General features: G+C 72.6%; 27 protein-coding genes and 1 tRNA gene. 23 read left to right on the forward strand and 5 right to left on the reverse strand.

What is annotated here, in order from left to right; all coding sequences use genetic code 11:
* Nucleotides 1-24 precede the first annotated feature (24 nt).
* The 7 genes from AB0J36_RS08685 to AB0J36_RS08715 all read left to right on the forward strand — a co-directional run bounded on the left by AB0J36_RS08685 (nucleotide 25) and on the right by AB0J36_RS08715 (nucleotide 5,841).
* Nucleotides 25-120: transfer RNA gene (locus tag AB0J36_RS08685), tRNA-Sec, on the forward strand.
* 20 nt (nucleotides 121-140) lie between these two features.
* Nucleotides 141-1,445: an L-seryl-tRNA(Sec) selenium transferase gene (gene selA / locus AB0J36_RS08690; protein WP_363660361.1), complete on the forward strand. Its 1,305-nt coding sequence runs from the start codon at nucleotides 141-143 to the stop codon at nucleotides 1,443-1,445.
* 2 nt (nucleotides 1,446-1,447) lie between these two features.
* The gene (gene selB, locus AB0J36_RS08695) at nucleotides 1,448-3,202 is read left to right on the forward strand and encodes a selenocysteine-specific translation elongation factor (protein ID WP_363660362.1); all 1,755 of its coding nucleotides are present in this window, start codon (nucleotides 1,448-1,450) and stop codon (nucleotides 3,200-3,202) included.
* A gap of 59 nt (nucleotides 3,203-3,261) precedes the next feature.
* Nucleotides 3,262-4,005 (forward strand): hypothetical protein, encoded by a 744-nt coding sequence (locus AB0J36_RS08700; protein ID WP_363660363.1) that lies wholly within the window; start codon nucleotides 3,262-3,264, stop codon nucleotides 4,003-4,005.
* Between the two features lie 39 nt (nucleotides 4,006-4,044).
* Nucleotides 4,045-4,242 carry a hypothetical protein gene (locus AB0J36_RS08705; RefSeq protein WP_145781709.1) on the forward strand — a complete coding sequence of 66 codons (198 nt, stop codon included), beginning with the start codon at nucleotides 4,045-4,047 and terminating at the stop codon, nucleotides 4,240-4,242.
* Between the two features lie 63 nt (nucleotides 4,243-4,305).
* Complete coding sequence (locus tag AB0J36_RS08710; protein ID WP_357394931.1) at nucleotides 4,306-5,583, forward strand: hemolysin family protein; 1,278 nt, start codon at nucleotides 4,306-4,308, stop codon at nucleotides 5,581-5,583.
* 72 nt (nucleotides 5,584-5,655) lie between these two features.
* Entirely contained in the window at nucleotides 5,656-5,841 is a 186-nt protein-coding gene (locus AB0J36_RS08715) for a hypothetical protein (protein WP_355244916.1), read from the forward strand.
* A 5-nt stretch (nucleotides 5,842-5,846) separates the two neighbouring features.
* On the opposite strand, the gene AB0J36_RS08720 is transcribed toward AB0J36_RS08715, so the two are convergent.
* A complete protein-coding gene (locus AB0J36_RS08720; RefSeq protein WP_357118794.1) occupies nucleotides 5,847-6,497 on the reverse strand; it encodes a hypothetical protein in 651 nt (216 codons plus the stop codon).
* Between the two features lie 133 nt (nucleotides 6,498-6,630).
* Between AB0J36_RS08720 and AB0J36_RS08725 the strand changes: the two genes are divergently transcribed.
* Nucleotides 6,631-6,837, forward strand: coding sequence for a hypothetical protein (locus AB0J36_RS08725; RefSeq protein WP_363660364.1), 207 nt, complete (start codon nucleotides 6,631-6,633; stop codon nucleotides 6,835-6,837).
* Here AB0J36_RS08725 and AB0J36_RS08730 read toward each other — a convergent pair.
* The 3 genes from AB0J36_RS08730 to AB0J36_RS08740 all read right to left on the reverse strand — a co-directional run bounded on the left by AB0J36_RS08730 (nucleotide 6,834) and on the right by AB0J36_RS08740 (nucleotide 8,467).
* The gene (locus AB0J36_RS08730) at nucleotides 6,834-7,310 is read right to left on the reverse strand and encodes a hypothetical protein (protein WP_363660365.1); all 477 of its coding nucleotides are present in this window, start codon (nucleotides 7,308-7,310) and stop codon (nucleotides 6,834-6,836) included. The genes AB0J36_RS08725 and AB0J36_RS08730 overlap by 4 nt on opposite strands.
* A complete protein-coding gene (locus AB0J36_RS08735) occupies nucleotides 7,307-7,519 on the reverse strand; it encodes a phosphatidylethanolamine-binding protein (RefSeq protein WP_088948250.1) in 213 nt (70 codons plus the stop codon). The genes AB0J36_RS08730 and AB0J36_RS08735 overlap by 4 nt, the downstream gene beginning before the upstream one ends.
* Nucleotides 7,520-7,591: 72 nt before the next feature.
* On the reverse strand, nucleotides 7,592-8,467 hold the full coding sequence (locus AB0J36_RS08740) for a universal stress protein (RefSeq protein WP_363660366.1): 876 nt from the start codon (nucleotides 8,465-8,467) through the stop codon (nucleotides 7,592-7,594).
* 112 nt (nucleotides 8,468-8,579) lie between these two features.
* On the opposite strand from AB0J36_RS08740, the gene AB0J36_RS08745 reads away from it, so the two are divergent.
* The 15 genes from AB0J36_RS08745 to AB0J36_RS08815 all read left to right on the forward strand — a co-directional run bounded on the left by AB0J36_RS08745 (nucleotide 8,580) and on the right by AB0J36_RS08815 (nucleotide 20,194).
* Complete coding sequence (locus tag AB0J36_RS08745; protein WP_357118783.1) at nucleotides 8,580-9,326, forward strand: SAM-dependent methyltransferase; 747 nt, start codon at nucleotides 8,580-8,582, stop codon at nucleotides 9,324-9,326.
* Between the two features lie 74 nt (nucleotides 9,327-9,400).
* Complete coding sequence (locus AB0J36_RS08750; RefSeq protein ID WP_357118780.1) at nucleotides 9,401-10,579, forward strand: PP2C family protein-serine/threonine phosphatase; 1,179 nt, start codon at nucleotides 9,401-9,403, stop codon at nucleotides 10,577-10,579.
* Nucleotides 10,580-10,635: 56 nt separating this feature from the next.
* Nucleotides 10,636-11,103, forward strand: coding sequence for a MarR family transcriptional regulator (locus AB0J36_RS08755; protein ID WP_357119458.1), 468 nt, complete (start codon nucleotides 10,636-10,638; stop codon nucleotides 11,101-11,103).
* A gap of 281 nt (nucleotides 11,104-11,384) precedes the next feature.
* Nucleotides 11,385-12,017: a CDP-alcohol phosphatidyltransferase family protein gene (locus tag AB0J36_RS08760; RefSeq protein WP_357118777.1), complete on the forward strand. Its 633-nt coding sequence runs from the start codon at nucleotides 11,385-11,387 to the stop codon at nucleotides 12,015-12,017.
* Nucleotides 12,014-12,952: a DUF881 domain-containing protein gene (locus AB0J36_RS08765; protein ID WP_357118774.1), complete on the forward strand. Its 939-nt coding sequence runs from the start codon at nucleotides 12,014-12,016 to the stop codon at nucleotides 12,950-12,952. Before AB0J36_RS08760 ends, AB0J36_RS08765 begins: the two co-directional genes overlap by 4 nt.
* Nucleotides 12,949-13,281 (forward strand): small basic family protein, encoded by a 333-nt coding sequence (locus AB0J36_RS08770; protein WP_355051040.1) that lies wholly within the window; start codon nucleotides 12,949-12,951, stop codon nucleotides 13,279-13,281. Before AB0J36_RS08765 ends, AB0J36_RS08770 begins: the two co-directional genes overlap by 4 nt.
* A gap of 11 nt (nucleotides 13,282-13,292) precedes the next feature.
* Entirely contained in the window at nucleotides 13,293-14,264 is a 972-nt protein-coding gene (locus tag AB0J36_RS08775) for a DUF881 domain-containing protein (RefSeq protein ID WP_357118770.1), read from the forward strand.
* An 83-nt stretch (nucleotides 14,265-14,347) separates the two neighbouring features.
* Entirely contained in the window at nucleotides 14,348-14,728 is a 381-nt protein-coding gene (gene gcvH / locus AB0J36_RS08780; RefSeq protein WP_357119455.1) for a glycine cleavage system protein GcvH, read from the forward strand.
* 217 nt (nucleotides 14,729-14,945) lie between these two features.
* Complete coding sequence (locus AB0J36_RS08785) at nucleotides 14,946-15,398, forward strand: FHA domain-containing protein (RefSeq protein ID WP_007071101.1); 453 nt, start codon at nucleotides 14,946-14,948, stop codon at nucleotides 15,396-15,398.
* Nucleotides 15,399-15,448: 50 nt separating this feature from the next.
* Complete coding sequence (locus AB0J36_RS08790; protein WP_357119452.1) at nucleotides 15,449-16,150, forward strand: MerR family transcriptional regulator; 702 nt, start codon at nucleotides 15,449-15,451, stop codon at nucleotides 16,148-16,150.
* Nucleotides 16,151-16,331: 181 nt separating this feature from the next.
* Nucleotides 16,332-16,796 carry a bifunctional nuclease family protein gene (locus tag AB0J36_RS08795; RefSeq protein ID WP_007460347.1) on the forward strand — a complete coding sequence of 155 codons (465 nt, stop codon included), beginning with the start codon at nucleotides 16,332-16,334 and terminating at the stop codon, nucleotides 16,794-16,796.
* A 192-nt stretch (nucleotides 16,797-16,988) separates the two neighbouring features.
* Entirely contained in the window at nucleotides 16,989-17,570 is a 582-nt protein-coding gene (locus AB0J36_RS08800) for a MerR family transcriptional regulator (RefSeq protein WP_355051042.1), read from the forward strand.
* Nucleotides 17,571-17,934: 364 nt separating this feature from the next.
* A complete protein-coding gene (locus AB0J36_RS08805) occupies nucleotides 17,935-18,333 on the forward strand; it encodes a group 1 truncated hemoglobin (RefSeq protein WP_357118765.1) in 399 nt (132 codons plus the stop codon).
* Between the two features lie 2 nt (nucleotides 18,334-18,335).
* Nucleotides 18,336-19,502, forward strand: a complete 1,167-nt coding sequence (locus AB0J36_RS08810; RefSeq protein WP_357118762.1) for a globin domain-containing protein — start codon at nucleotides 18,336-18,338, stop codon at nucleotides 19,500-19,502.
* The gene (locus AB0J36_RS08815; RefSeq protein ID WP_357118759.1) at nucleotides 19,499-20,194 is read left to right on the forward strand and encodes a DivIVA domain-containing protein; all 696 of its coding nucleotides are present in this window, start codon (nucleotides 19,499-19,501) and stop codon (nucleotides 20,192-20,194) included. The genes AB0J36_RS08810 and AB0J36_RS08815 overlap by 4 nt, the downstream gene beginning before the upstream one ends.
* A gap of 51 nt (nucleotides 20,195-20,245) precedes the next feature.
* Here the strand turns inward: AB0J36_RS08815 and AB0J36_RS08820 are convergent, their stop codons facing one another.
* Nucleotides 20,246-20,902, reverse strand: a complete 657-nt coding sequence (locus AB0J36_RS08820; RefSeq protein WP_363660367.1) for an NAD(P)H-binding protein — start codon at nucleotides 20,900-20,902, stop codon at nucleotides 20,246-20,248.
* Nucleotides 20,903-20,949: the final 47 nt, after the last annotated feature.

Consider the following 20,949-nt stretch of genomic DNA (forward strand, 5'->3'; position numbering starts at 1 on the left):
CGGCGTTGTGATCGAATGTGCGACGGAGGCGTTCAGGCGGCTGGTGCCCCTCCCGGTCTTCAAAACCGGTGTGGTCCGGGACCCGGGCCAGGCGGGTTCGATTCCCGTCCGTCTCCGCCAACGGCGGCAGGAGTGACGTGATGCGTGACGGCAGCGAGGACCCGCGACGTCGGGTGCCCCGCACCGACACCCTCCTCGCCGATCCGCAGCTGGCGGCGGCCATCGCGACCCTCGGCCGCGAGCGGGTCAAGGCCGCCGTCGTGCGGGCGCAGACGCGGGCCCGCCGTGGTGAGATCGCCCCCGAGGAGGTGCGGGACGCCTCCGTCGCCGGACTGCCCGCGCCGGGTCCCCGCGCGGTGCTCAACGCCACCGGTGTCGTGCTGCACACCAACCTGGGCCGGGCGGCGCTGTCGCCGGCCGCCGTCGCGGCCGTCGTCGCGGCCGCCGGGCATACCGACGTCGAGCTGGACCTGAACACCGGGCGCAGGGCCCGTCGGGGCCGCGACGCCCTCGACGCGCTCGCCGCCGCCGTGCCCGACGCCGCCGCCGTGCACGTGGTCAACAACGGCGCTGCCGCGCTGGTGCTGGCGGCCACGGCGTTGGCCGCCGGCCGGGAGATCGTGGTCAGCCGCGGCGAACTCGTCGAGATCGGCGACGGCTTCCGCCTACCGGACCTGCTGGTAAGCACCGGCGCGCGACTGCGCGAGGTGGGCACCACCAACCGCACGACGCTCGACGACTACGCCGCCGCCGTCGGCCCGCAGACCGGGTTCGTGCTGAAGGTGCACCCGTCGAACTTCCAGGTCACCGGCTTCACCTCGGCCGTGCCGGTGCGCCAACTGGCCACCCTCGACGTGCCGGTGGTCGCCGACATCGGCTCCGGGCTGCTCGCACCGGATCCGTTGCTGCCGGACGAGCCGGACGCGGCCAGCGCCCTGCGCGCCGGCGCGGCCCTGGTCACGGCGAGCGGCGACAAACTGCTCGGCGGCCCGCAGGCCGGCCTGCTGCTCGGCGACGCCGCGCTCGTCGAACGCCTACGCCGCCACCCGCTGGCCCGCGCGCTGCGCGTCGACAAGCTCACCCTGGCGGCGTTGGCCGCCACGCTGCACCGGCCGGACACCCCGACGCGGACCGCGCTGCACGCCGATCCGGCCGTTCTGCGCCGCCGGGTGGAGCTGCTACGCGACCGGCTCGGCGCGGACGGACGCAAGGCGGAGGTCGTGGAGGCGGTCGCCGTCGTCGGCGGTGGCGGCGCTCCCGGCGTCGAGCTGGAATCGTGGGCGCTGAGCCTGCCCGAGCGGTACGCCGTCCCGCTGCGCACCGGAGACCAGCCGGTGCTGGGTCGGGTGGTGCGGGGCCGACTCCTGCTCGACCTGCGGTGCGTGCCCGTGGACGCCGACGACGCGGTCCTGGCCGCCGTGCTGCGCGTACCCGGGGACGACTGAGCATGTTCGTCGTCGCCACCGCCGGGCACGTCGACCACGGCAAGTCGACCCTGGTCCGGGCGTTGACCGGGATGGAACCCGACCGGTGGGCCGAGGAACGCCGTCGGGGCATGACCATCGATCTGGGGTTCGCCTGGACGACGTTGCCGTCCGGCGGCACGATCGCCTTCGTCGACGTACCCGGGCACGAGCGGTTCGTGCCGAACATGCTCGCGGGGGTCGGCCCGGTGCCGGCCGCGCTGATCGTGGTCGCCGCCGACGAGGGGTGGATGCCGCAGTCCGCGGAGCACCTGGCCGCGCTTGACGCGCTCGGCGTCGGGTACGGCCTGCTGGTGGTGACCCGCGCGGACCTCGCCGACCCGGGGCCGGCGACGGAGCGCGCCCGGGACGAGATCGCGGCGAGCAGCCTCGGCGCGGTGGAGACGGTGGCGGTCAGCGGGTTGACCGGCGCCGGGCTGCCGCAGCTACGGGCCGCGCTGGACCGGCTCGTTGCGCGGCTGCCCGAGCCCGTCGCGGACGCGCCCGTGCGTCTCTGGGTGGACCGCAGCTTCACCGTGCGGGGCAGCGGCACCGTCGTCACCGGAACGCTGGGCGCCGGCCGGCTGCGGGTCGGGGACACCCTGGAACTGGCCGGTGTCGACGAGCCGGTCCGGGTCCGCGGCCTGCACTGCCTGGGCGAGGCCCGAGCGGAGGTGTCGGCCGTCGCCCGGGTGGCGGTCAACCTGCGGGGTACGCCCCGCGACCGGCTCGGCCGTGGCGACGCGCTGCTCACCCCGGGGCGGTTCCACCGCACCGACCTCGTCGACGTGCGGCTCTCCGGTGACCCGGCCGCCGACCTGCCGGCCACCCTCACCCTGCACGTGGGGTCGGCGGCCGTGCCGGTGCGGGTCCGGCCGCTCGGCGTGGACACCGTACGGCTCCGGTTGGCCCGCCCGCTGCCGTTGCTGGTCGGCGACCGGGCGCTGCTACGTGATCCCGGCCGTCATCGGGTTGCCGGTGGCGTACGGGTCCTCGACGTCGCGCCGCCGCCGCTGTCCCGCCGGGGCGCGGCGGCCGCCCGCGCGGCGGTCCTCGCCGAGCTGGACGGTCGTCCCGACCTGGCCGGCGAGCTGCGCCGCCGTCGGCTGGTCCGGGTCGGCGCGCTGCGGCGCATGGGTGTGCCGGTGCAGGCCACGCCGGTGGCCGCTGACTGGCTGGCCGACCCGGGGCACTGGCGGCAGCTCGGCGACCGGGTGACCGAGGAGGTCACCCGCTACGCCCGGGAGCACCCGTTGGAGGCGGGCATGCCGGTGGACGCGCTGCGGCAACGTCTCGCCCTGCCCGACCGGGCGCTGGTCGAGGCGCTGGTGCGTCCGCCGCTGCGGGTGCACGGTGGCCGGATCGGCACGGCCGCCGTCGACACCCTGCCCGAGCCGGTGGCGCGGGCCGTGCAGCGGGTTCGCGCCGAGTACGCCGACCGGCCGTTCCGCGCCCCGGAGGCGGACCGTCTCGTCGAACTGGGCCTGGGACCTCGGGAGATCGGCGCGGCGGTACGCGCCGGCGCGCTGCTGCGGCTGGCCGACACCGTGGTGCTGCTGCCCGACGCGCTCGACGCGGCGGTCACCGTCCTCGCCGGCCTGCCCCAGCCGTTCACCCTGTCGGCGGCCCGGCAGGCGCTGGACACCACCCGACGGGTGGCGGTGCCGCTGCTGGAACTGCTGGACCGCCGTGGCGCGACCCGTCGGCTGCCCGACGACGCGCGGGTCGTCGTCACCTGAGCGCGTCTCCGCGATGACCAGGGGTGGCCGGGGTTGCGGTGGGCTGTCAGGGTGGAGAGGTGGCCGAGCCGCTGCTGTCCCCGTCGCGGTCGTCACGTGAGCGGTGGCGTGGTGTCGTCGCGGGCGCGATGCGCTGGGGATTGCCGCTGCTGTGGGTGCTGTGGGCTGCGCTGGCGTGGTGGGTGACCCCGCGCGAGGCGACGGCGGGCCAGCTCGACCGGGATCTGGCGGCGGGCCGTGTGGTGACCTTCCAGCGGGCGTCCGGCTGGGCCGACGACGACCTGTACTGGGGCAGCCGGCCGCACCTGCGGTACGACATGCGGGGCGCGATGATCGCGTGGAGCGTGCCGAGCGGTCGGGTGCGGTACGCCTTTGTCGACCCGCCCAACGCGCAGGCGCAGTCCCTCGTACCGGAGGCGACCGAGCGGCCCGACGGGTTGGACGCGCGGCTGGCCGCGTCGGCGCGCCCGTGGCAGGCCTCCGGCGTCGCCGCGCACCGGCTCGCTGACACCGCCGGGCTGCTCGCTGGCGCGGTGACCCTGATGTGGCTGGTCCGGCTGGTCGGTGGGGCCCCACCGGCGGTCGGCACCCGGTGGTTCTGGTGGTGGATCGGCCTCCTCCCGTTCGGCGTGGGCGTGCTGGCCTGGTCGTACCGGGAAATCTGGCGACCGCCGCCGGTGCCGCCGCCCGCTCGCGGCTCGGGGTGGCGCGGCGTCGGTTGGCTGCTGCTCGCCGGGATCGGCATCGCCATGCTGGTGTCCGCCGCGCGGGCTCTGCTCGGTGCCGCCGTGGTGCCGGGCTAACCGGCCCCCAAACCGTCGGCGGTCACCTACGGTGACGCCATGGACCCTTCGGCGGTCTGGCGGGACCGGCAGCACCAGTGGCGGATCGAGGCGTACCGCGCCCCGGACCTGCGGTTCGCCATCTACGCGACGAACGGGCCCACCGAGTCGGTGCCGCTGTGGCTGTTCGGCATGACGGCGCTGGCCCGGTGGTTGATGACGCACTCCATCTCGCTGGACGACCTGGAGGTCGACTAAACGCACGCGGGAGCCGGCCGCGCTGCGGTTGAGTGACGGAAGGGCGGTCGACGGGGGTGCGTGGTGGGCGGTCAGCTCGGGCAGTTGGCGCTGGTCGCCGTCCTGGTGCTGGTCAACGCCGCGCTGTCCGGCAGCGAGATGGCGCTGGTGACGCTGCGCGAGGGGCAGTTGCGACGGTTGGGTCGGCGCAGCCGGGCCGGCGAGCGGCTGGTCCGGCTGTCCCGGGACCCGAACCGCTATCTGGCCACCATCCAGCTCGGCATCACCCTGGCCGGGTTCCTCGCCTCGGCGGCGGCCGCCGTGTCCCTCGCCCAGCCACTGGTCGGCCCGTTGGGTTTCCTCGGCGCGGTGGCTCGTCCGGCCGCGGTGCTGCTGGTGACGGTGGCCCTGACCTTCGTGACGCTGGTGATCGGCGAGTTGGCGCCGAAGCGGCTGGCGATGCAGCGCGCCGAGCGGTGGGCGCTGCTCAGCGCCGGCCCCCTGGACCTGCTCGCCCGGGTGTCCCGCCCGGCGGTGTGGCTGCTCAGCTCGACGACCGACGTGGTGGTCCGCCTCGCCGGCGGGAACCCACGGGCCAGCCGTGAGGAGATGACCGAGGAGGAGCTGCGGGAGATGCTGGCCACCCAGCGGGGACTGTCGGCGCAGCAGCGGGAGATCCTGACCGGCGCGTTCGACATCGCCGGTCGGACGCTGCGGGAGATCCTGGTGGCCCGCCGGGAGGTGACCACGTTGCCGGCCGACCTGCCCGCCGCCGAGGGGGTTCGTCTGCTCGGCGTCGCCGGCCGGTCCCGTGCGCCGGTCACCGGCCCGGGCGGCCTCGACGAGGTGGTCGGCGTGGTGCACATCCGCGACCTGGTCCGGGCCGAGGCCGGCACGGTGGGGGAGCGGGCCCGGCCGCCGCTACTGCTGCCGGTCACCGTGGCGGTCGCCGACGCGCTGCGCTGCCTGCGCCAGGAACACCAGCAGATGGCCCTCGTGGTGGACGAGCACGGTGGCATCGACGGCATCGTCACGCTGGAGGATCTGCTGGCCGAGGTCGTCGGCGAGCTGTACGACGAGACCGACCGCGACGTGCGCGGTGTGGTCCGGGAGTCGGACGGGTCGCTGCTGGTGCCCGGTGACTTTCCCCTGCACGATCTGCCCGACGTGGGGGTGCGGCTGAGCTTCCCGCTGTCCCGGGAGTACACGACGGTGGCGGGGCTGGTGCTGTCCCGGTTGCGGCACCTGCCGGGGACTCCCGGTGAGACGGTGCGGTTGCCCGGGTTGACCATCGAGGTGGTGGAGGTCGCCGACCGGGCGGTGCGCCGGGTACGGCTGCGAGGCTTCGTCGCCGAACAGTGACCGCACCCCCGAAAGAGGGACAAAACGCGTGAATCGTCACGGTGGAAAGGTGGCCCGCCTACGGTGCGGTACGTGAAGGACCGAGGGTTACGTACGTTCGTCACCGTCCTCGCCGGCCTCGCGGTGATCTATTTCGGCAGCACCGGCCGCAGCCCCGAGGAGGGCCGGGGCATCTCCGGCGGCGTCATCGTCCTGGCGCTGCTCGCCGCGCTGCTGGTGTGGCACCTGACCCGACCGGGGGACAAGACCGTCAAGTGAGCGGCTCAGCCGGCGGCGACGCGGGCGACCTCACCGGCGGACTCCTCGCCGAGCGCCACCCGTACCAGCGCCGAGGCGAGCCGACCGAACTCCGGTTCGTCGACCAGGGAGGCCAGCCGGTCCGGTGAGCCCGGCAGGCCCAACCGCTTCGCGCCGGCGAGGGCCCGCCGGTCGGCGTACGGGCGCACGTCGGACCAGACCGTCTGCGCCTCGCGCAGGTAGATGTCCGCGCCGGTGGGTCCGATGCCGGGGAACTCGGTGAGCCGTCGACGCAGCCCCGCCGGGTCGCCCTGGGCATCGCGGTGCAGCCGACGCAGGTCGCCGTGCCACCGGTCCAGACACAGCCGGGCCCCGGTGCCCAGCATGGTGGCGGTGCGTTCGTCGTAGCGGCGGTAGTGACCACGCCCCAACGCGTCGACCCGCTGCTGCCAGCTCGCCGCCTCCATCGCCTGCGGTGTGCGGTAGCCGGCCGCGAACAGCTCCCGCGCCGCGTCCACCGCGACGCAGGCCCGGATCCGGGTGCTCAACAGGGTGGCCAGCACCAGCAGCTGGTACAGCGGGCCGGGACGGTCGGCCAGCCGGATGCCGGCCTCCTCGGCGTACGTGTCGCCACGCCGGTCCAGCAGGACCCGCACCACCGCTCGATCGTCACCCACCCCACGGGGGTACCCGCCGCACGCCCGGCTAGCCCTCCCGACGCCAGCCAGGACCGGAATGTGGCCGGATCCCACGGGTATGCGGCCGGTGGAGGCGGTCGATGCCGCCTGCCGTACCGGGAGGGAGACGCTCGTGGTGAACCCGCAGCAGGAGGAGTTCCGGCGTAACGCCAAGGGAGCGACCAGCCAGGACAGCAAGGGGCCCGGACCGTCGGGTCATCCGCTCAACCGTGGCTCGTCGCGGGGGGACGCCGGCCGGCCGGTGCCCAAGGGGCAGGTGTCGCCGTACGGCCCGGCGGGTGAGCCGGTCGCCGAGGACGACAGCGACACCCGCGCCTAACGACCGTGACCTGACGGCCGTCGCAGCCTGTTCCAGGTGGCGGCGGCCGTCAGCCCGTACGCCAGGTGCGGGATGATGTCGGAGATCCAGTCCGAGCGCCGCCAGGTACGGGGATCGCTGATGCCCAGCACCGTGATGGACCCGTCGGTCATCGCCATGACGCCGGCGCCGAGCACACCGGTGGCCATCGGCCACGGCTGCCGTCGGCCCCCGGCGTAGAGCGCGAACGCCATGCCGGCGGCGATGCCCAGCCCGTAACCGATCAGGGGGCCGAGCCCCGAGCGGCGGGTGGCCGCCCGGGGCTCCGGTCCCAGGTCCACGTGCGCGAGGTGGGCCAGCTTGTCGACGGTCTGCTCCGGCGTGCTGCTCGCCGGCCGCGCCCGCAGCGCGATGTCGAGGTAGCCGACCACGTTCAGCGCGGTGCTGCCGACCGCGCCGGCGATCGCGCCGTCGGCCAGGTCGACGCCCCTCACTTCGGGTCGCCCGGTTCGCGTTCGCTCTTGGGACCGTACGTGCGCTCACCGCGCACGACGCCCCGTTGGCCGCGATCCTCCTGCAGGATCCGGTTGGCGACCTGGTTGGCCTTGCCGTCGGGTACCCGACGTCCGGAGTCGTCGATCGCGTTGCGCAGGCGCGCCCGCTGCTTGTCGTACGCGTTGCTGCCCGGCCGTGGTCCTGGCATCTGCTGCCTCCTTCGTCGCCGTTGGCGTACCGCGGCCGTCTACCCGTTGGGCGGCGGACCAACCCCGGGGCGTCAGCGGGGACCGCGCACCACCTCGACCGGGCAACGCGCGTGGTGCAGCGCCGACTGGCTCACCGACCCCAGCAGCAACCCGGTCACCTCGCCGCGCCCCTGCCCCCCGACGACCAGCAGTTGCGCGTCAGCGGACGCCTCGGCGAGCACGGCGCTGGCGCGTTCCCGGGTCGCCCGGCACGTCAGGCGCAACCCCGGATGGCGGTCGGTCAGCCCGTGCAGCCAGCCGCCGAGCAGCCGCTCCTGTTCGTCGTGCAACCGCGCCTCGTCGTACACCAGGGGTTGCAGGTCGCCGGGACCGCTGCTGCCGGGGTGCCGGTAGGCGTGCACCGCGCGCAGCGGCACGCCGCGCGCCACCGCGGCCTCGGCGGCGACGTCGGCGGCGAGCAGCGACGCCGGCGAGCCGTCCAGCCCCACCACCACCGGGCCGTCGGGGCGTTGCTCGCCGCGGGCGACCAGCACCGGGCAGTCGGCGTACGCGCTGACCTGCACCGCTACCGAGCCGACGACGAGCCCGGAGAAGCCGCCCAGTCCCCGGTCGCCGAGCACGATGAGCGCGGCGGTCGGGGACTCGCCCACCAGCACCGCGGCGGCCTCGCCGTCGATGATCTCCCCGGAGACCGTCAGCCCGGGTGTGGTCGCCTCGGCCACGGCGGCGGCGACCAGCTCCTGTGCCCGCTCGCGCAGTCCGACGCCCGGCGGCGCGCCGGACGGAGGTGCCACGGGTACTCGTAGCAGCGGCCAGATGAAACCGTGCACCACCCGCAGCGGCCGGTGCCGGCGGACCGCCTCGGCGGCGGCCAGGCGCACGGCGCGCAGGGACGGCTGCGAGCCGTCCACGCCGACCACCACCGCCGCGCTGTTCGCCGCGTTCACCGCCCACCCCCCGCCGGGCCAGTATCGCGGGCGTGGCGGCGCGGCGGAGCGATACCGCCGCTCGGGCACCGGTCGGTACGCTGGCGACGACCCGAGGGGAGGAGCGCCGTCGATGGGTGAACCGGACGAGCCGAGCACCGCTCGCATGATCGACTACTGGCTCGGTGGGGAGCACCACTTCGGCGTCGACGTGGCCGCCGCGACCGCTTTCGAGCAGGCGTACGGGCCGTGCGCGCCGGTCTTCGCGGAGCTGCGGGCGTTTCTCGGCCGGGCGGTCCGGGCGATCGTCGAGCAGGGCGTGGACGGGTTCCTGGTCTTCGGGGCGGGGGTGCCCACGATGGGCAACGTGCACGAGGTCGCTCCCGAGGCCAGCGTGCTCTACACCGACGTCGATCCGGTGACCATCCGGCTGGGTCAGCGGATCCTCGCCGGCAGCGACCGGGCGGGCTACGGCTACGGCGACGCCACCGACATCGGTACCATCGACCCGGCCCAACTGCACCGCTTCGTACCCGGGTGGGGGCGACGGCCGGTGGGGCTGGTCTTCCTCGGGCTCGCCGCGTTCCTCGACGACGACACGCTGAGGCGCACCCTCGACGAGTTGTACGCGGCGGCGGCGCCGGGCAGCCTGCTGGCCGTGGACTTCGACACCGAGGAGCTGGCCGCCCACCCGCAGGCGTTGGCGATGATGGGGCCGGCGTTCCGGATGCGACCCGCGGCGGCGTTCGCGCCGCTGCTGGGCCGGTGGACGCCGACGTCGGACGGAATCGTCCCGGTCAACCGCTGGCGGCCCGCCGGCGTGCCGGTCGACGTGCCGGACGCCTTCCACGGTGTCCTGGCGACGCGCGGCGCCGACTGACCCGCGACGACGGGTTGTCCGGGGTCTCCGTATGATGCTTGCCCTGTAGCAAGTTTTTGGAGGGACGACCAAGCATGGTGGACGCGCCGGACGGGGTGTCGCGCGCGCTACGCGAAGCCGCGCCCGACCAGTTGGCGGAGGCGGCGGACCGGGCGATCCGGGCGGCGTTGGGCGCGGTGCGCACCGACGTGTTCGTCGCCGACTACCGGATCAGCGGGCTCTGGCCCGTGCTGGACCCGGACCTGCCGGCGGCCGGAGCCCTGGCCCGGCACACCGTGGCGCAGCGCTGCTTCTCCAGCCAGCAGCCGGTGCGCGACGGTCTCGAGGACGGGGCCTGCCGGCTCTACCTGCCCCTGACGGTGTGGGGGGAGCGCCTCGGCGTGCTGCTCATCGAGCTGCCGACCGTGCCCGGCCCGGCGGTCACCGGCCGTGCCACCGACATCGCCGGTGACCTGGCGGTGGCGATGCGGGCCGCGGACCGGGAGACCGACCGGTACCGCCGGGCCCGTCGTCGGGAGCGGCTCAGCATGGCCGCCGAGATGCAGTGGGACCTGCTACCCGGGCGCAGCGTGGCACACCGCTGCTTCCACCTGGCCGGGCAGTTGGAACCGGCGTACACCGTCGGTGGAGACCACTTTGACTGGTCGTTGGACGGGGAACGGCTGACGTTGACGGTGCTCAACGGCGAGGGCAACGGCCTGGCCGCGTCGCTGCTGACGGCGGTGACCGTCAACGCCATGCGCAACGCCCGCCGCTCCGACGGCGGCCTCGTGGAGCAGGCGGAGTTGGCCTCGGACACGGTCTACTACCAGCACCGGGGCCGTCGACACGTGGCCACGTTGCTGCTGGAGCTGGACATCGCCACCGGGCGGGTACGGGCGGTCGACGCCGGTTCGCCGCACCTGCTGCGGATGCGCGGCGCGACCGTCGAGCCGATGACGCTGGATCAGCAGTTGCCGCTGGGCATGTTCGCCGAGACCCGCTACGAGGTGCAGGAGTTCCAGCTCGCGCCGGGTGACCGGGTCTTCGTGGTCAGCGACGGGGTGTGGGCGGCCGAGCCGGCGGGGCGGGAGCCGTACGGGCAGCGGATGTTGGCTCGTTCGCTGCGCGCCACTCGGTTGCAGCCGGCGACCGAGGCGGTTGGTACGGTGATGCGCGAACTACACGCCTACCACGCGGATTCCGATTTGCGCGACGACGCCGTCGTCGTCTGCCTCGACTGGCATGGTCCGCGTGGGCGGGATGGCGGATGAGAGTCGCCGCCACCGTCCCGGGCGGGCACCAGCGCGACGACGGCAGGGGACATCGGGTGGAGCGACCGGCGGATCTCGCCGCGGCGATCAACGCGGCCGCAGAGACGCTGATCGCCGTGCTCGACTCGGCGGCGTCACGGCATCAGGTGCCCCCCACGCAGTTGCGGGTGCTGATGCTGATCAGTGGCCGTCCGGAGACCAATGTCAACGGGCTGGCCGAGCTGCTGGACGTGGTGCCCTCCTCGGCCAGCCGACTGTGCGACCGGTTGGAGGCGACCGGCCTGCTGCGTCGCGTGGCGGATCCCCGGGACCGGCGGGAGGTGCGGTTGGTGCCCACCGCCGCCGCGTTGACGCTGTTGCGGGAGTTGGCGGAGCGGCGCCAGCGCGCGGTGCAGGCCGTGTTGGACAGGATGCCGCCCCGGACGCAGCACGACCTGTTGGCGTCCCTGTTGGCGTTCGGCCGCGCGGCGACGCAGACGGTGCCGGAGCAGCAGGCCGACCAGGCAGCGGTCCAGACGGCCTGACACGTTCCATCAGTATCCTAGGACGCTTTAGCGGTGGTGATCCACACCACACCGCCACACCACCGCGCCGACAGCGCACGGCGGCCGGGCCGTCGACGAGAGCCCGATATAGTGGCAGCGCACTTAACCGGCCCGCGATCTCGGTGATCGCGGGCCGTATCAGGGCAGAGGTCCCGTCCCGGGACCGCAGGGGAGCCGGTGGTTGCCGGCCCGACAGCGCGTACGACCTCCGCCGCGCCCGATCTCGGCCCGGCGTCGGGGCGTGCCGTGAAGGAGGTTCGGTGTCGCGTCGGCCGGCTCAGGCAGAGCACCCGCGGGACACCGGCGAGCAGACGCCCGGCGACCAGGTGCTCACCCTGCCCAACCTGATCAGCTTCGGGCGGTTGCTGGGCGTACCCCTGTTCCTCTATCTCTTCCTGGTCTCCCGGGCGGACGTCGCGGCGGTGGTGGTGCTGGCCATCGGCGGCACCACCGACTGGGTCGACGGTTGGATCGCCCGCCGACTGCGGCAGGTGAGCCGGCTCGGTGAGCTGCTCGACCCGCTCGCCGACCGGCTCTACATCCTCGCCACGCTGCTGGCCTTCACCGCCCGGGGGGTGGTGCCGTGGCAGTTCACGGCGGCGCTGCTGGCCCGGGAGCTGCTGCTGCTCGGTTCGCTGGCGGTGCTGCGCCGCTTCGGGTACGGGCCGCCGCCGGTGCACTACGTGGGCAAGACCGCCACGTTCCTGCTGCTCGCGGCGTTCCCGGTGCTGCTGCTGGCCACCGAGTGGAGCGCGGCGGCGACGGCCACGGCCGCGATCGGCTGGGGATTGGCCTGGTGGGGGCTGGTGCTCTACTGGGTGGCCGGCGCGATGTACGTGGTGCAGGCGTCGCGGTTGGTGCGCGGGGCGCGTGGCCGGGACGCGGCCGCGTGAGCGCGACGCCGCCGACGCCGCGGCCCCGCCCGGATCGGGTGTACGCGCCGGACTTCCTCACCGAGTTGTTCCGTAACCCGCTGGACCCGGGGTACGCGGACGCGGCCGCCGCGCGCCGGCGGGGGTCGTCTCCGGACGCGCCCCGGGGCTGGGCGGCGCGGTCGGTCGGCCTGGTCGTGGTGGTGGTGCTGGGTTTCCTGTTCGCGGTGGCGTACCGCCAGACGATGGCGGACGAGCCGGGGCGCGCCCAGGCGCGCTCGGGGCTGGTGGCGCAGATCAAGGAGCGGGAGAGTCAGACCGACCGGTTGTCGGCGCGGGCGGACCAGCTGCGTGAGGAGGTCAGCCGGCAGCGGGACGCGGCGTTGAGCGGTTCGGCCGCGGCGCGTCTGCGGGACCTGGAGGCGAGCACCGGGCTGGGTCGGGTGCGGGGTGACGGTGTGGTGGTGCGCCTGGCGGACGCTCCGGGGAACGCGGATGCGGTGACCGGTGCGGGCGCGGGGCCGCCGCGGGTGCTGTACAGCGACCTGCAGGGTGTGGCGAACGCGTTGTGGAGTGCCGGCGCGGAGGCGATCGCGATCAACGGCCAGCGGTTGACGTCGACGTCGACGATCCGTTCGGCGGGTGAGGCGATCCTGGTGGATTTCCGGCCGGTGACGGGGCCGTACGAGGTGTCGGCGACGGGTCCGGGGTCGATGCGGCGCAAGTTCGAGGACAGTCGGAACGCGGCGCTGATGCGGGAGGTCGCGCAGAAGACCGGGTTGTCGTTCGGTGTGCGGGAGGCGGAGGACCTCACCCTGCCGGCGGCGCCGGAGCCGCAGCTACGCTACGCCAAGCCGTCGGTCAGTCCGAGCCCTTCGGGGTCGGGTGGCCGGTCTGGCAGTCCTGGGTCGTCGGGTTCGCCGGGGACCGCTAGTCCTTCCGGAGGTGGCGGATGATCGCGGTGCTGGCGTTGCTCGCCGGTGTGGTGCTCGGGGTGTGGCTTGATCCCACGGTGCCGTCGGCGTTGCAGCCGTACCTGCCGATCGCGGTGGTGGCCGCGTTGGACGCGGTGTTCGGTGGGGTGCGGGCGAAGTTGGACCGCATCTTCGACGACAAGCAGTTCGTGGTGTCGTTCATCTCGAACGTGCTGGTGGCGGGCCTGATCGTGTATCTGGGTGACCAGTTGGGCGTGGGTGGGCAGTTGTCCACCGGTGTGGTGGTCGTGCTGGGTGTGCGGATCTTCGGAAATGTGGCGGCGATCCGTCGGCACCTGTTCCGGGCGTAGGTTTGACAGCGATGAGCGACGAGCAGGATGAGACGGGGACGGGCTGGCCGCAGCCGGTGGTGCCGGGGCGGCCCGGTGGGCCGGCGGGTGAGCCGGATCCGCGGCCGGATGCGCCGGATCCGGACGAGTTGAGTCCGTTGGCGCCGCGCGGGCCGGTGTCGGAGCCGCAGCCGGACGACGCGGAGCCGGAGGTGGTGCCGGCCGATGACGGGGCGACGGTGGACCTGCGCGCGGTGTCGCGGGCGGGGGAGCCGGCGGTGTCGTCGGACGAGCCGGACGTGCCGCCGGCCGCGCCCGCGGTGACCGGTCGGTCGCGGTGGAGCGCGGCCGGGGTGATGATCGCGGTGTTGTTGGCGTTGCTGGGGTTCACGCTGGTCGTGCAGTTGAAGACGACGTCGACGGATCCGACGTTGGGGGCGACGCGTCAGGAGGACCTGGTGCGGATCCTGTCGGATCTGGACGCGCGGGAGAGTCGCCTGCAGCAGGACATCCGGGCGTTGGAGGACAGTCAGCGGCAGTTGGCCTCGGGTGAGCAGGGTCGGCAGGCGGCGTTGGACGAGGCGACGCGTCGGGCGGACGAGCTGGGGATTCTGGCGGGTACGTTGCCGGCGGTGGGCCCGGGGCTGACGGTGCAGTTCTCCAGTGGGGTGAAGCCGATCACGGCGAACCGGGTGTTGGACGCGGTGCAGGAGTTGCGGGGCGCGGGCGCGGAGGCGATGCAGATCTCCGGTGGTGACCGGGCGACGGTGCGGGTGATCGCGTCGACGTACTTCCTGGATGGGGAGAACGGGTCGCTGATGGTGGAGGGGCGTCGGTTGACGGGTCCGTACACGATCACGGTGATCGGTGATCCGGCGACGATGCGTACGGCGTTGAACATTCCTGGTGGGGTGGTGGCGTCGGTCCGGGGTGACGGCGGTAACGTGACGTTTGGGGAGCGTGAGGTTGCCGAGGTTTCGGCGCTGCACGTGCCGACCAAGTAGGAAACACGCCCGTCCGGTCTCCTGACCGGCGCGGCCGCGCCGGGCCCGGGTGGTCCGGGGCACGATGGATGAGGACGCGTCTGGTGATTCCCGAGGATCTGCGATACACCGCCGAGCATGAGTGGGTGGCGGGTGACGGTACCGGTTCGATCCGGGTCGGCATCACGCACTTCGCGCAGGACGCGTTGGGTGACATCGTGTACGTGCAGTTGCCGGAGGCGGGTGCGGTCGTGGCGGCCGGTGACTCGTTGGGTGAGATCGAGTCGACCAAGAGCGTGTCGGAGATCTACGCGCCGGTCGCGGGTACGGTGGCCGCGCGGAACGAGGCGCTGGGCGACACTCCTGAGCTGATCAACACGGATCCGTACGGTGCGGGTTGGTTGGTGGAGATCACGCCGGCTGATCCGACGGCGACCGACGGGTTGCTCACGGCGGGCGCGTATCAGAAGATCACCGAAGGCTGAGTGTGCTTGATCCGGCGTGCGGGATGTCTGCGCGCGTCCGGTTGCCCTGCATTTCGGCGCTGGCTAGGCTCGCCCAGTCGACCGAGAAGAACCCATTAGTTGTGCGTTGTGGAATTGCCTTCCCGGGCACGGGGAGCCAGCCGCCGGGTGTTGGAGTGCCCGGCGGCCAGACCCGCCATTACCCGACGCCGACCGAACAGATCCGTGAGGTGGTCCCATGACGCGCCCAGACGACGAGTTCCCCCCGCTCGACGTCACCTCGACGCTCAATCTCGGCTCGCTCGACGAAGTGCTGGAGGGGCCGGACACCGATGTGGTGCCGAGCCGGATGTCCGGTTCGTTGCCGCCGGGTATGGCGCTGCTGGTGGTTCGTCGCGGTCCGAATGCGGGTGCCCGGTTCCTGTTGGACCACGACGTGACGACCAGTGGCCGGCATCCGGACAGTGACATCTTCCTCGATGACGTGACGGTGTCGCGTCGGCACGCGGAGTTCCACCGTGATGGTGGGACGTTCACGGTGCGGGACGTGGGTAGCCTCAATGGCACGTACGTGAATCGTGAGCGGGTCGAGGCGGCCACGTTGAGCAATGGTGACGAGGTTCAGATCGGTAAGTTCCGGGTGGTGTTCATCGCCGGTCCGCGCCCGGAGGAGGAGGCCGGCCGGGGGTGAACGAGCCTGCGGCCTCCACGCCACCCGGGGCGGCCCGGTCCCAGCCGCTGATGAGCATCGGTGAGGTGCTGGGTCAGTTGCGGGTGGATTTCCCGGACACCACGATTTCGAAGTTGCGGTTCCTCGAGGCCGAAGGGCTGGTTGAGCCGCAGCGGACGGCGTCGGGTTACCGGAAGTACAGCTGGGACGATGTGGCGCGGTTGCGGTTCGTGTTGACCGCGCAGCGGGACAGGTACCTGCCGTTGCGGGTGATCCGTGAGCAGTTGGCCGAGTGGGATTCGTCCGGTGAGCAGCCGGAGCGGTCGCGGCCGGCGTTGGTGGCGGTGGGGCCTGATGGTGCGGTTCCGGGTCGGGAGTCGGCGGAGCCGGCCGAGTCGTCGCAGGTGCGGCTCGGCCGGGCTGAGTTGGTGGCCCGCAGTGGGGTCGACGAGTCGACGCTTGTGGAGTTGGAGCGGCTCGGTGTGCTGGTGTCGGATCCGCCGGGGTGGTATGACGCGGATGCGTTGATCATCGCGTCGGCGGTGGCGGGTCTGGCGGCGTACGGGTTGGAGCCGCGGCATCTGCGGGGTTATCGGACTGCGGCCGATCGTGAGGTCGGGTTGTTCGCGCAGTTGGTGGCGCCGTTGGCGCGGCAGAGTGACCCGGCGGCGCGGGCGCGGGCGGCGGAGACGGCGCGGGAGTTGGTGGCGTTGTCGGAGCAGTTGCACGCGGCGTTGGTGCGGGTGGGGTTGCGGTCGACGTTGGGTCGGTGAGGTGCCCGGCAGGTGCGGCGGAGCGGAAAGATCTCTTCTCTGAAGCGTGCCGTAGGCTTGCCGGGGTAACCCCTTTCTGGCGCGGACGTGGTGCTGTAGCGCATGGGACGGCCGTGTTGCGGTCCGTGTACCGTGCAGGGAAGGGCGCGGTGCGTAGGTTGACGACGACACGGAGGCGGCGGTGCGCGAGCTGAGCGTGGTCGGAGTTCGGGTGGAGCTGCCCAGCAACCAGCCGATCGTCCTGCTCAGGGAGGTCGAGGGCGACCGCTATCTGCCGATCTGGATCGGTGCGGTCGAGGCCACGGCTATCGCTTATGAGCAGCAGGGGGTCAAGCCGGCCCGCCCGTTGACGCATGATCTTTTGCGGGATGTGTTGGCGGCGTTGCAGGCGCCGTTGCAGGCGGTGGAGATCACCGAGCTCAAGGAGAACGTGTTCTACGCCGACTTGTTGATCGGTGACGGGGTGCGGGTTTCGGCGCGTCCGAGCGATTCGATCGCGTTGGCGTTGCGGGTTGGTGCGCCGATTCGTTGTGCCGAGCAGGTCCTCAGCGAGGCGGGGATCGTTATCCCTGATGAGCAGGAGGATGAGGTGGAGAAGTTCCGCGAGTTCCTGGAGCAGGTGCGTCCGGAGGACTTCGCGGGCTGAGCGGTTCGGGTGCCCGGCTGGTGTCACGGTGGGTGACGCTGGCGCGCGGTTGGTGATCTTTCTCGGTGGCTGCGCGGCGTGTCGCGCCGGTTCCTCCGCGGTAACCCCTGAAGGTGGCGTTAGGGTTGCCGTGTCGAGGGGTGCGCGTCGCAGGAAACGATGCGTCGCCGCACTGACGGGGAGGTTGTCCGCATGCACGAGCCGCAGGATCCCGATCCGGGTACACAGGTGAACGAGCCGGGTGTGACGCCTGAGGGTGACGGCTCGGTGGGCTACCGAGGTGTGACGGCGTGCCACGCGGTGGGCATCAGTTATCGGCAGTTGGATTACTGGGCTCGGACGACGTTGGTGGTGCCGAGCGTCCGGGACGCGTCGGGTTCGGGGACCCAGCGGTTGTACTCGTTCCGCGATCTGGTGGTGTTGAAGGTCGTGAAGCGGTTGTTGGATGCGGGGGTGTCCCTGCAGAACATCCGTAAGGCGATCGAGGCGCTGCGGTCGCGTGGTGTGGAGGATCTCGCGGGTATCACGCTGATCTCTGACGGGACGACGGTGTACGAGTGCCGGTCCCCGGAGGAGGTGGTCGACCTGTTGCAGGGTGGGCAGGGCGTGTTCGGGATCGCGATCGGTGGGGCCTTCAAGGAGATCCAGGGGTCGTTGTCGCATCTGCCGGCGGAGCCGGCGGCGAGCGGCCCGGCGGAGCCGGTGGTGGGGTCCTCGTCGGATCCGGTGGGGGACGAGTTGGCGGCGCGGCGGGCGCGGCGGCGCGCGGGCTGAGTAGCGCTGCGCGTCTGTCGGTGCGCGGTCCGTTGGTGTGGGTGACTTTTTTGGGCACGCCCGGCTGGTGACTGTGGGTCAGGGCGGTCGACGTTGGGTGGCTGTTCCCCGGTCGATGAATCCATGGTGGACACTGTCTGTGGTGCTCCGGTTGCGGTGGGTGGAATCTCGGGTGGACCGTGGTGACGGTGCGTGTCCACCAGTTGTCGGGAATCGGATAGGGGGGCCCTGACCGGAGGTTGCGGGCACGCTATGGTCCGTCACGGTCCCCGCCGTGGTGCCCCGTGGCACGCGGGTGTCGCGTCGGTGGCCGTAGCCCCTGCGCGTCACCGCGCGCGACCTTTCACCCCCGGAAGGAACGACCGTGACGGTTACGGAAGAGACCGCTGCCGCCTCGCACTATGACCGCATCGGCGGCGCGAGTTCGGTGAAGGCGGCCGTCGAACTGTTCTACGACAAGGTCCTCGCCGATCCCGAGCTGGCGGGCTATTTCGCCACTGTGGACATGGCGACGCAGCGTCGACACCTGGCGTTGATGTTGGCGGTGGTGTTGGGCGGCCCGAACGAGTACGCGGGTCGCGGTTTGGCCGAGACGCACCAGCCGCTGGGCATCCCGGCGGAGCACTACGCGAAGGTGGGCGTGCACCTGATCACGACGCTGACGGAGTTGGGTGTGCCGGCCGACGTCCTGGACCACGTGCGCGTGGTGCTGGGGCAGGTGCAGGACCAGGTGGTGTCCACCGGAGAGCGTCCGGGCGTCTGAGCGTGGACGCGGCCCGACTCAAGCAGAGTTGGTCCCTCGTCGCCGCGCACGGCGACGAGGTGCCGCTCTACTTCTATTCGACGTTGTTCCTGGCCCATCCCGAGACGCGGCAGATGTTCCCGACGAACATGGCGGGGCAGCGGGATCGCCTCGTCACCGCGTTGGGGCACATCGTGTCGCATGTGGACCAGGTCGATCGGCTGGTGGGTTTCCTGCAGGACCTCGGCGCGGACCACCGGAAGTTCGCGGTGCGCGCGGAGCACTACCCGGCGGTCGGTGAGGCGTTGCTGGCGACGTTGCAGCATTTCCTGGCCGAGCAGTGGACCGACGAGCTGGCTCAGGACTGGGCGGGCGCGTACGGGTTGGTCGCGCAGGTGATGACGGAGGCGGCGCAGGCGGCCGAGGCGGTGAACCCGCCGTGGTGGGTGGCGGAGATCGTGGCCCACGAGCGGCGGGCGTTCGACGTCGCGGTGTTGACGGTGCGTCCGCAGTACCTGTTGCCGTTCACTCCGGGTCAGTCGATCGGGGTGTCGCATCCGTCGGTGCGGTCGTGGCGGTACTACTCGCCGGCGAACGCGCCGCGCGCGGACGGCACGTTGGAGTTGCATGTGCGGGCCGCTCCGGGTGGCGCGGTGTCGTCGCGGCTGGTGTACGGCTCGGCGGTGGGTGACCGTGTCAATCTGGCCGCGCCGGTGGGGGAGCGGTTGGCGTTGTGGTCGGCGGGTTCCAGTGACCTGCTGTTGTTGACCTCGGGCACGGGTTGGGCGCCGATGAAGGCGTTGGTGGAGCAGATCGCCGCGGAGGGCTCCCGTCGGCGGGTGGACCTGTATGTGGGTGCGCGGTCGCGCAGCGAGTTCTACGACAGCGACGCGATCGACAAGATGGCGTCGTCGTTCCCGTGGTTGACGGTGACGTACGTGGTGGGCGCGGACGTGAACCGGCCGGGTGAGTTCGTGCAGGCGGTGGACCGGGCGTTGGCCGATGGTGACTGGCGTTCGCGGCACGTGTACGTGTGCGGGTCCGACGAGATGGTGTCGCATGCGGCGCAGACGTTGGCGCGGGCGGGTTACCACGAGGGTCAGGTGCATCACGAGGGTCTGGGCAAGCAGTGGTACGGCCCGGCGTGGCGTACGGCGGTCCAGCAGTCGAGTTCAGGGGGTGACCAATGAGCGCGAGCCCGATCAGCCGGTACGACGGGATTCAGGTGTCCGGCGGTGTGCAGGTGCGGATGACCTCCGACCGGGTTCGGCGGTGGGAGTTCGGTACGGCGCCGTTCGCGCGCCGGGGCTATGACCACGCGGACGTGGACCGGTTCCGGGTGCAGGTCGCCGACGAGTTGGATCTGTTGGCGACGCAGATCGCGCATCTGCGGGCGGAGAACGAGCGGCTGACCGATCGGGTGGAGTTGCACCGCCACGGGGTGATCCCGAGCGCGGGGGCGGCGGCGAAGGTGCCGGCGGCCAAGGAGGTGAACCTGCTGTCGGCGGCGCAGCGGGAGGCGGAGCAGATCATCGCGCAGGCGCACGACTACGCGCGGCGGGTCGCGGAGTACGCCCGGGTGCAGTACGAGAGTTACATGCGGGCGGCGGCGGAGGAGGCGAAGCAGGAGGCCGAGCGTGCGGTGGCGGAGTACCGCAGTTCGGCCGGGTCGAGCTTCGACGACTCGGTGGCGACCCGGGAGGCGTTGCGGATCTTCGGCGAGATGATGGTGTCGCACATGCAGGCGGCGGCGCGGCACCTGGACGACGGCAGTGAGCAGTTGGTGCGCACGATGGACCGGATCGCGAAGGAGACGCCGGGGGCGCCTTTCGTGGGTGGCGCGGCCGGGCAGACGGCGTTGCCGCGTCACCACCAGCGCTGAACACCTGGCGGGTGGGGCCTTACGTGTGAGGCCCCACCCCCGGGTTGAGGTTCAGGTGGTGGCGGCGTGGATCGCGTCGGCGATCGGGGTGGGTCCGTCGACGAGTTCCAGGGTCGCCCCGGCGGTGCGGGGTTCGTCCAGGAGCGCGGCGAGGACGAGGGCGACGTCGGCGCGGCTGATCGCGCCCCGGCCGGCGTGTGGGGTGAGGGTGACGTGCCCGGCGGGTTCGTCGTCGGTGAGCCGGCCGGGGCGCAGGATCGTCCAGGCCAGGTCGCGGGCGCGCAGGTCGTCCTCGGCGGCGCGTTTGGCGCGCAGGTAGGCGGCCCACACGTCGTCGGTGCCGGCGGCGGGCGGCCGGTCCACGCCCATCGAGGAGACCAGCAGGTAGCGGTGGACTCCGGCGCGGGTGGCGGCGTCGGCGAGCAGCGCGGCGGCGGCCCGGTCGACGGTGTCCTTGCGGGCGGCGCCGCTGCCGGGGCCGGCGCCGGCGGCGAAGATGACCGCGTCGGCGTCGTGCAGGTGCGCGGCGACCTCGTCGACGTCGGCGTGTTCCAGGTCGCAGAGGACCGGGGTGGCGCCTACGGCGCGCAGGTCGTCGACGTGGTCGGGGTTGCGGATCAGGCCGACGGCGGCGTCACCGCGCCCGGTGAGGTGCTGCTGCACGAGCAGGGCGATCTTGCCGTGGCCTCCGGCGATGACGACACGCATGGGCCCAACCTACCGGCACCCGCCGGGCTTGACCTTGACCTGTGGGC

Source organism: Micromonospora sp. NPDC049662 (genome assembly GCF_040675055.1).
Lineage (GTDB): Bacteria > Actinomycetota > Actinomycetes > Mycobacteriales > Micromonosporaceae > Micromonospora.

Coding starts and splice junctions, on each gene's coding strand:
- selA (WP_363660361.1), top strand. CDS start 141: ATGCGTGACGGCAGCGAGGACCCGCGACGTCGGGTGCCCCGCACCGAC.
- selB (WP_363660362.1), top strand. CDS start 1,448: ATGTTCGTCGTCGCCACCGCCGGGCACGTCGACCACGGCAAGTCGACC.
- AB0J36_RS08705 (WP_145781709.1), top strand. CDS start 4,045: ATGGACCCTTCGGCGGTCTGGCGGGACCGGCAGCACCAGTGGCGGATC.
- AB0J36_RS08735 (WP_088948250.1), bottom strand. CDS start 7,519: ATGCCAGGACCACGGCCGGGCAGCAACGCGTACGACAAGCAGCGGGCG.
- AB0J36_RS08745 (WP_357118783.1), top strand. CDS start 8,580: ATGGGTGAACCGGACGAGCCGAGCACCGCTCGCATGATCGACTACTGG.
- AB0J36_RS08750 (WP_357118780.1), top strand. CDS start 9,401: ATGGTGGACGCGCCGGACGGGGTGTCGCGCGCGCTACGCGAAGCCGCG.
- AB0J36_RS08770 (WP_355051040.1), top strand. CDS start 12,949: ATGATCGCGGTGCTGGCGTTGCTCGCCGGTGTGGTGCTCGGGGTGTGG.
- AB0J36_RS08775 (WP_357118770.1), top strand. CDS start 13,293: ATGAGCGACGAGCAGGATGAGACGGGGACGGGCTGGCCGCAGCCGGTG.
- AB0J36_RS08785 (WP_007071101.1), top strand. CDS start 14,946: ATGACGCGCCCAGACGACGAGTTCCCCCCGCTCGACGTCACCTCGACG.
- AB0J36_RS08790 (WP_357119452.1), top strand. CDS start 15,449: ATGAGCATCGGTGAGGTGCTGGGTCAGTTGCGGGTGGATTTCCCGGAC.
- AB0J36_RS08800 (WP_355051042.1), top strand. CDS start 16,989: ATGCACGAGCCGCAGGATCCCGATCCGGGTACACAGGTGAACGAGCCG.
- AB0J36_RS08815 (WP_357118759.1), top strand. CDS start 19,499: ATGAGCGCGAGCCCGATCAGCCGGTACGACGGGATTCAGGTGTCCGGC.
- AB0J36_RS08820 (WP_363660367.1), bottom strand. CDS start 20,902: ATGCGTGTCGTCATCGCCGGAGGCCACGGCAAGATCGCCCTGCTCGTG.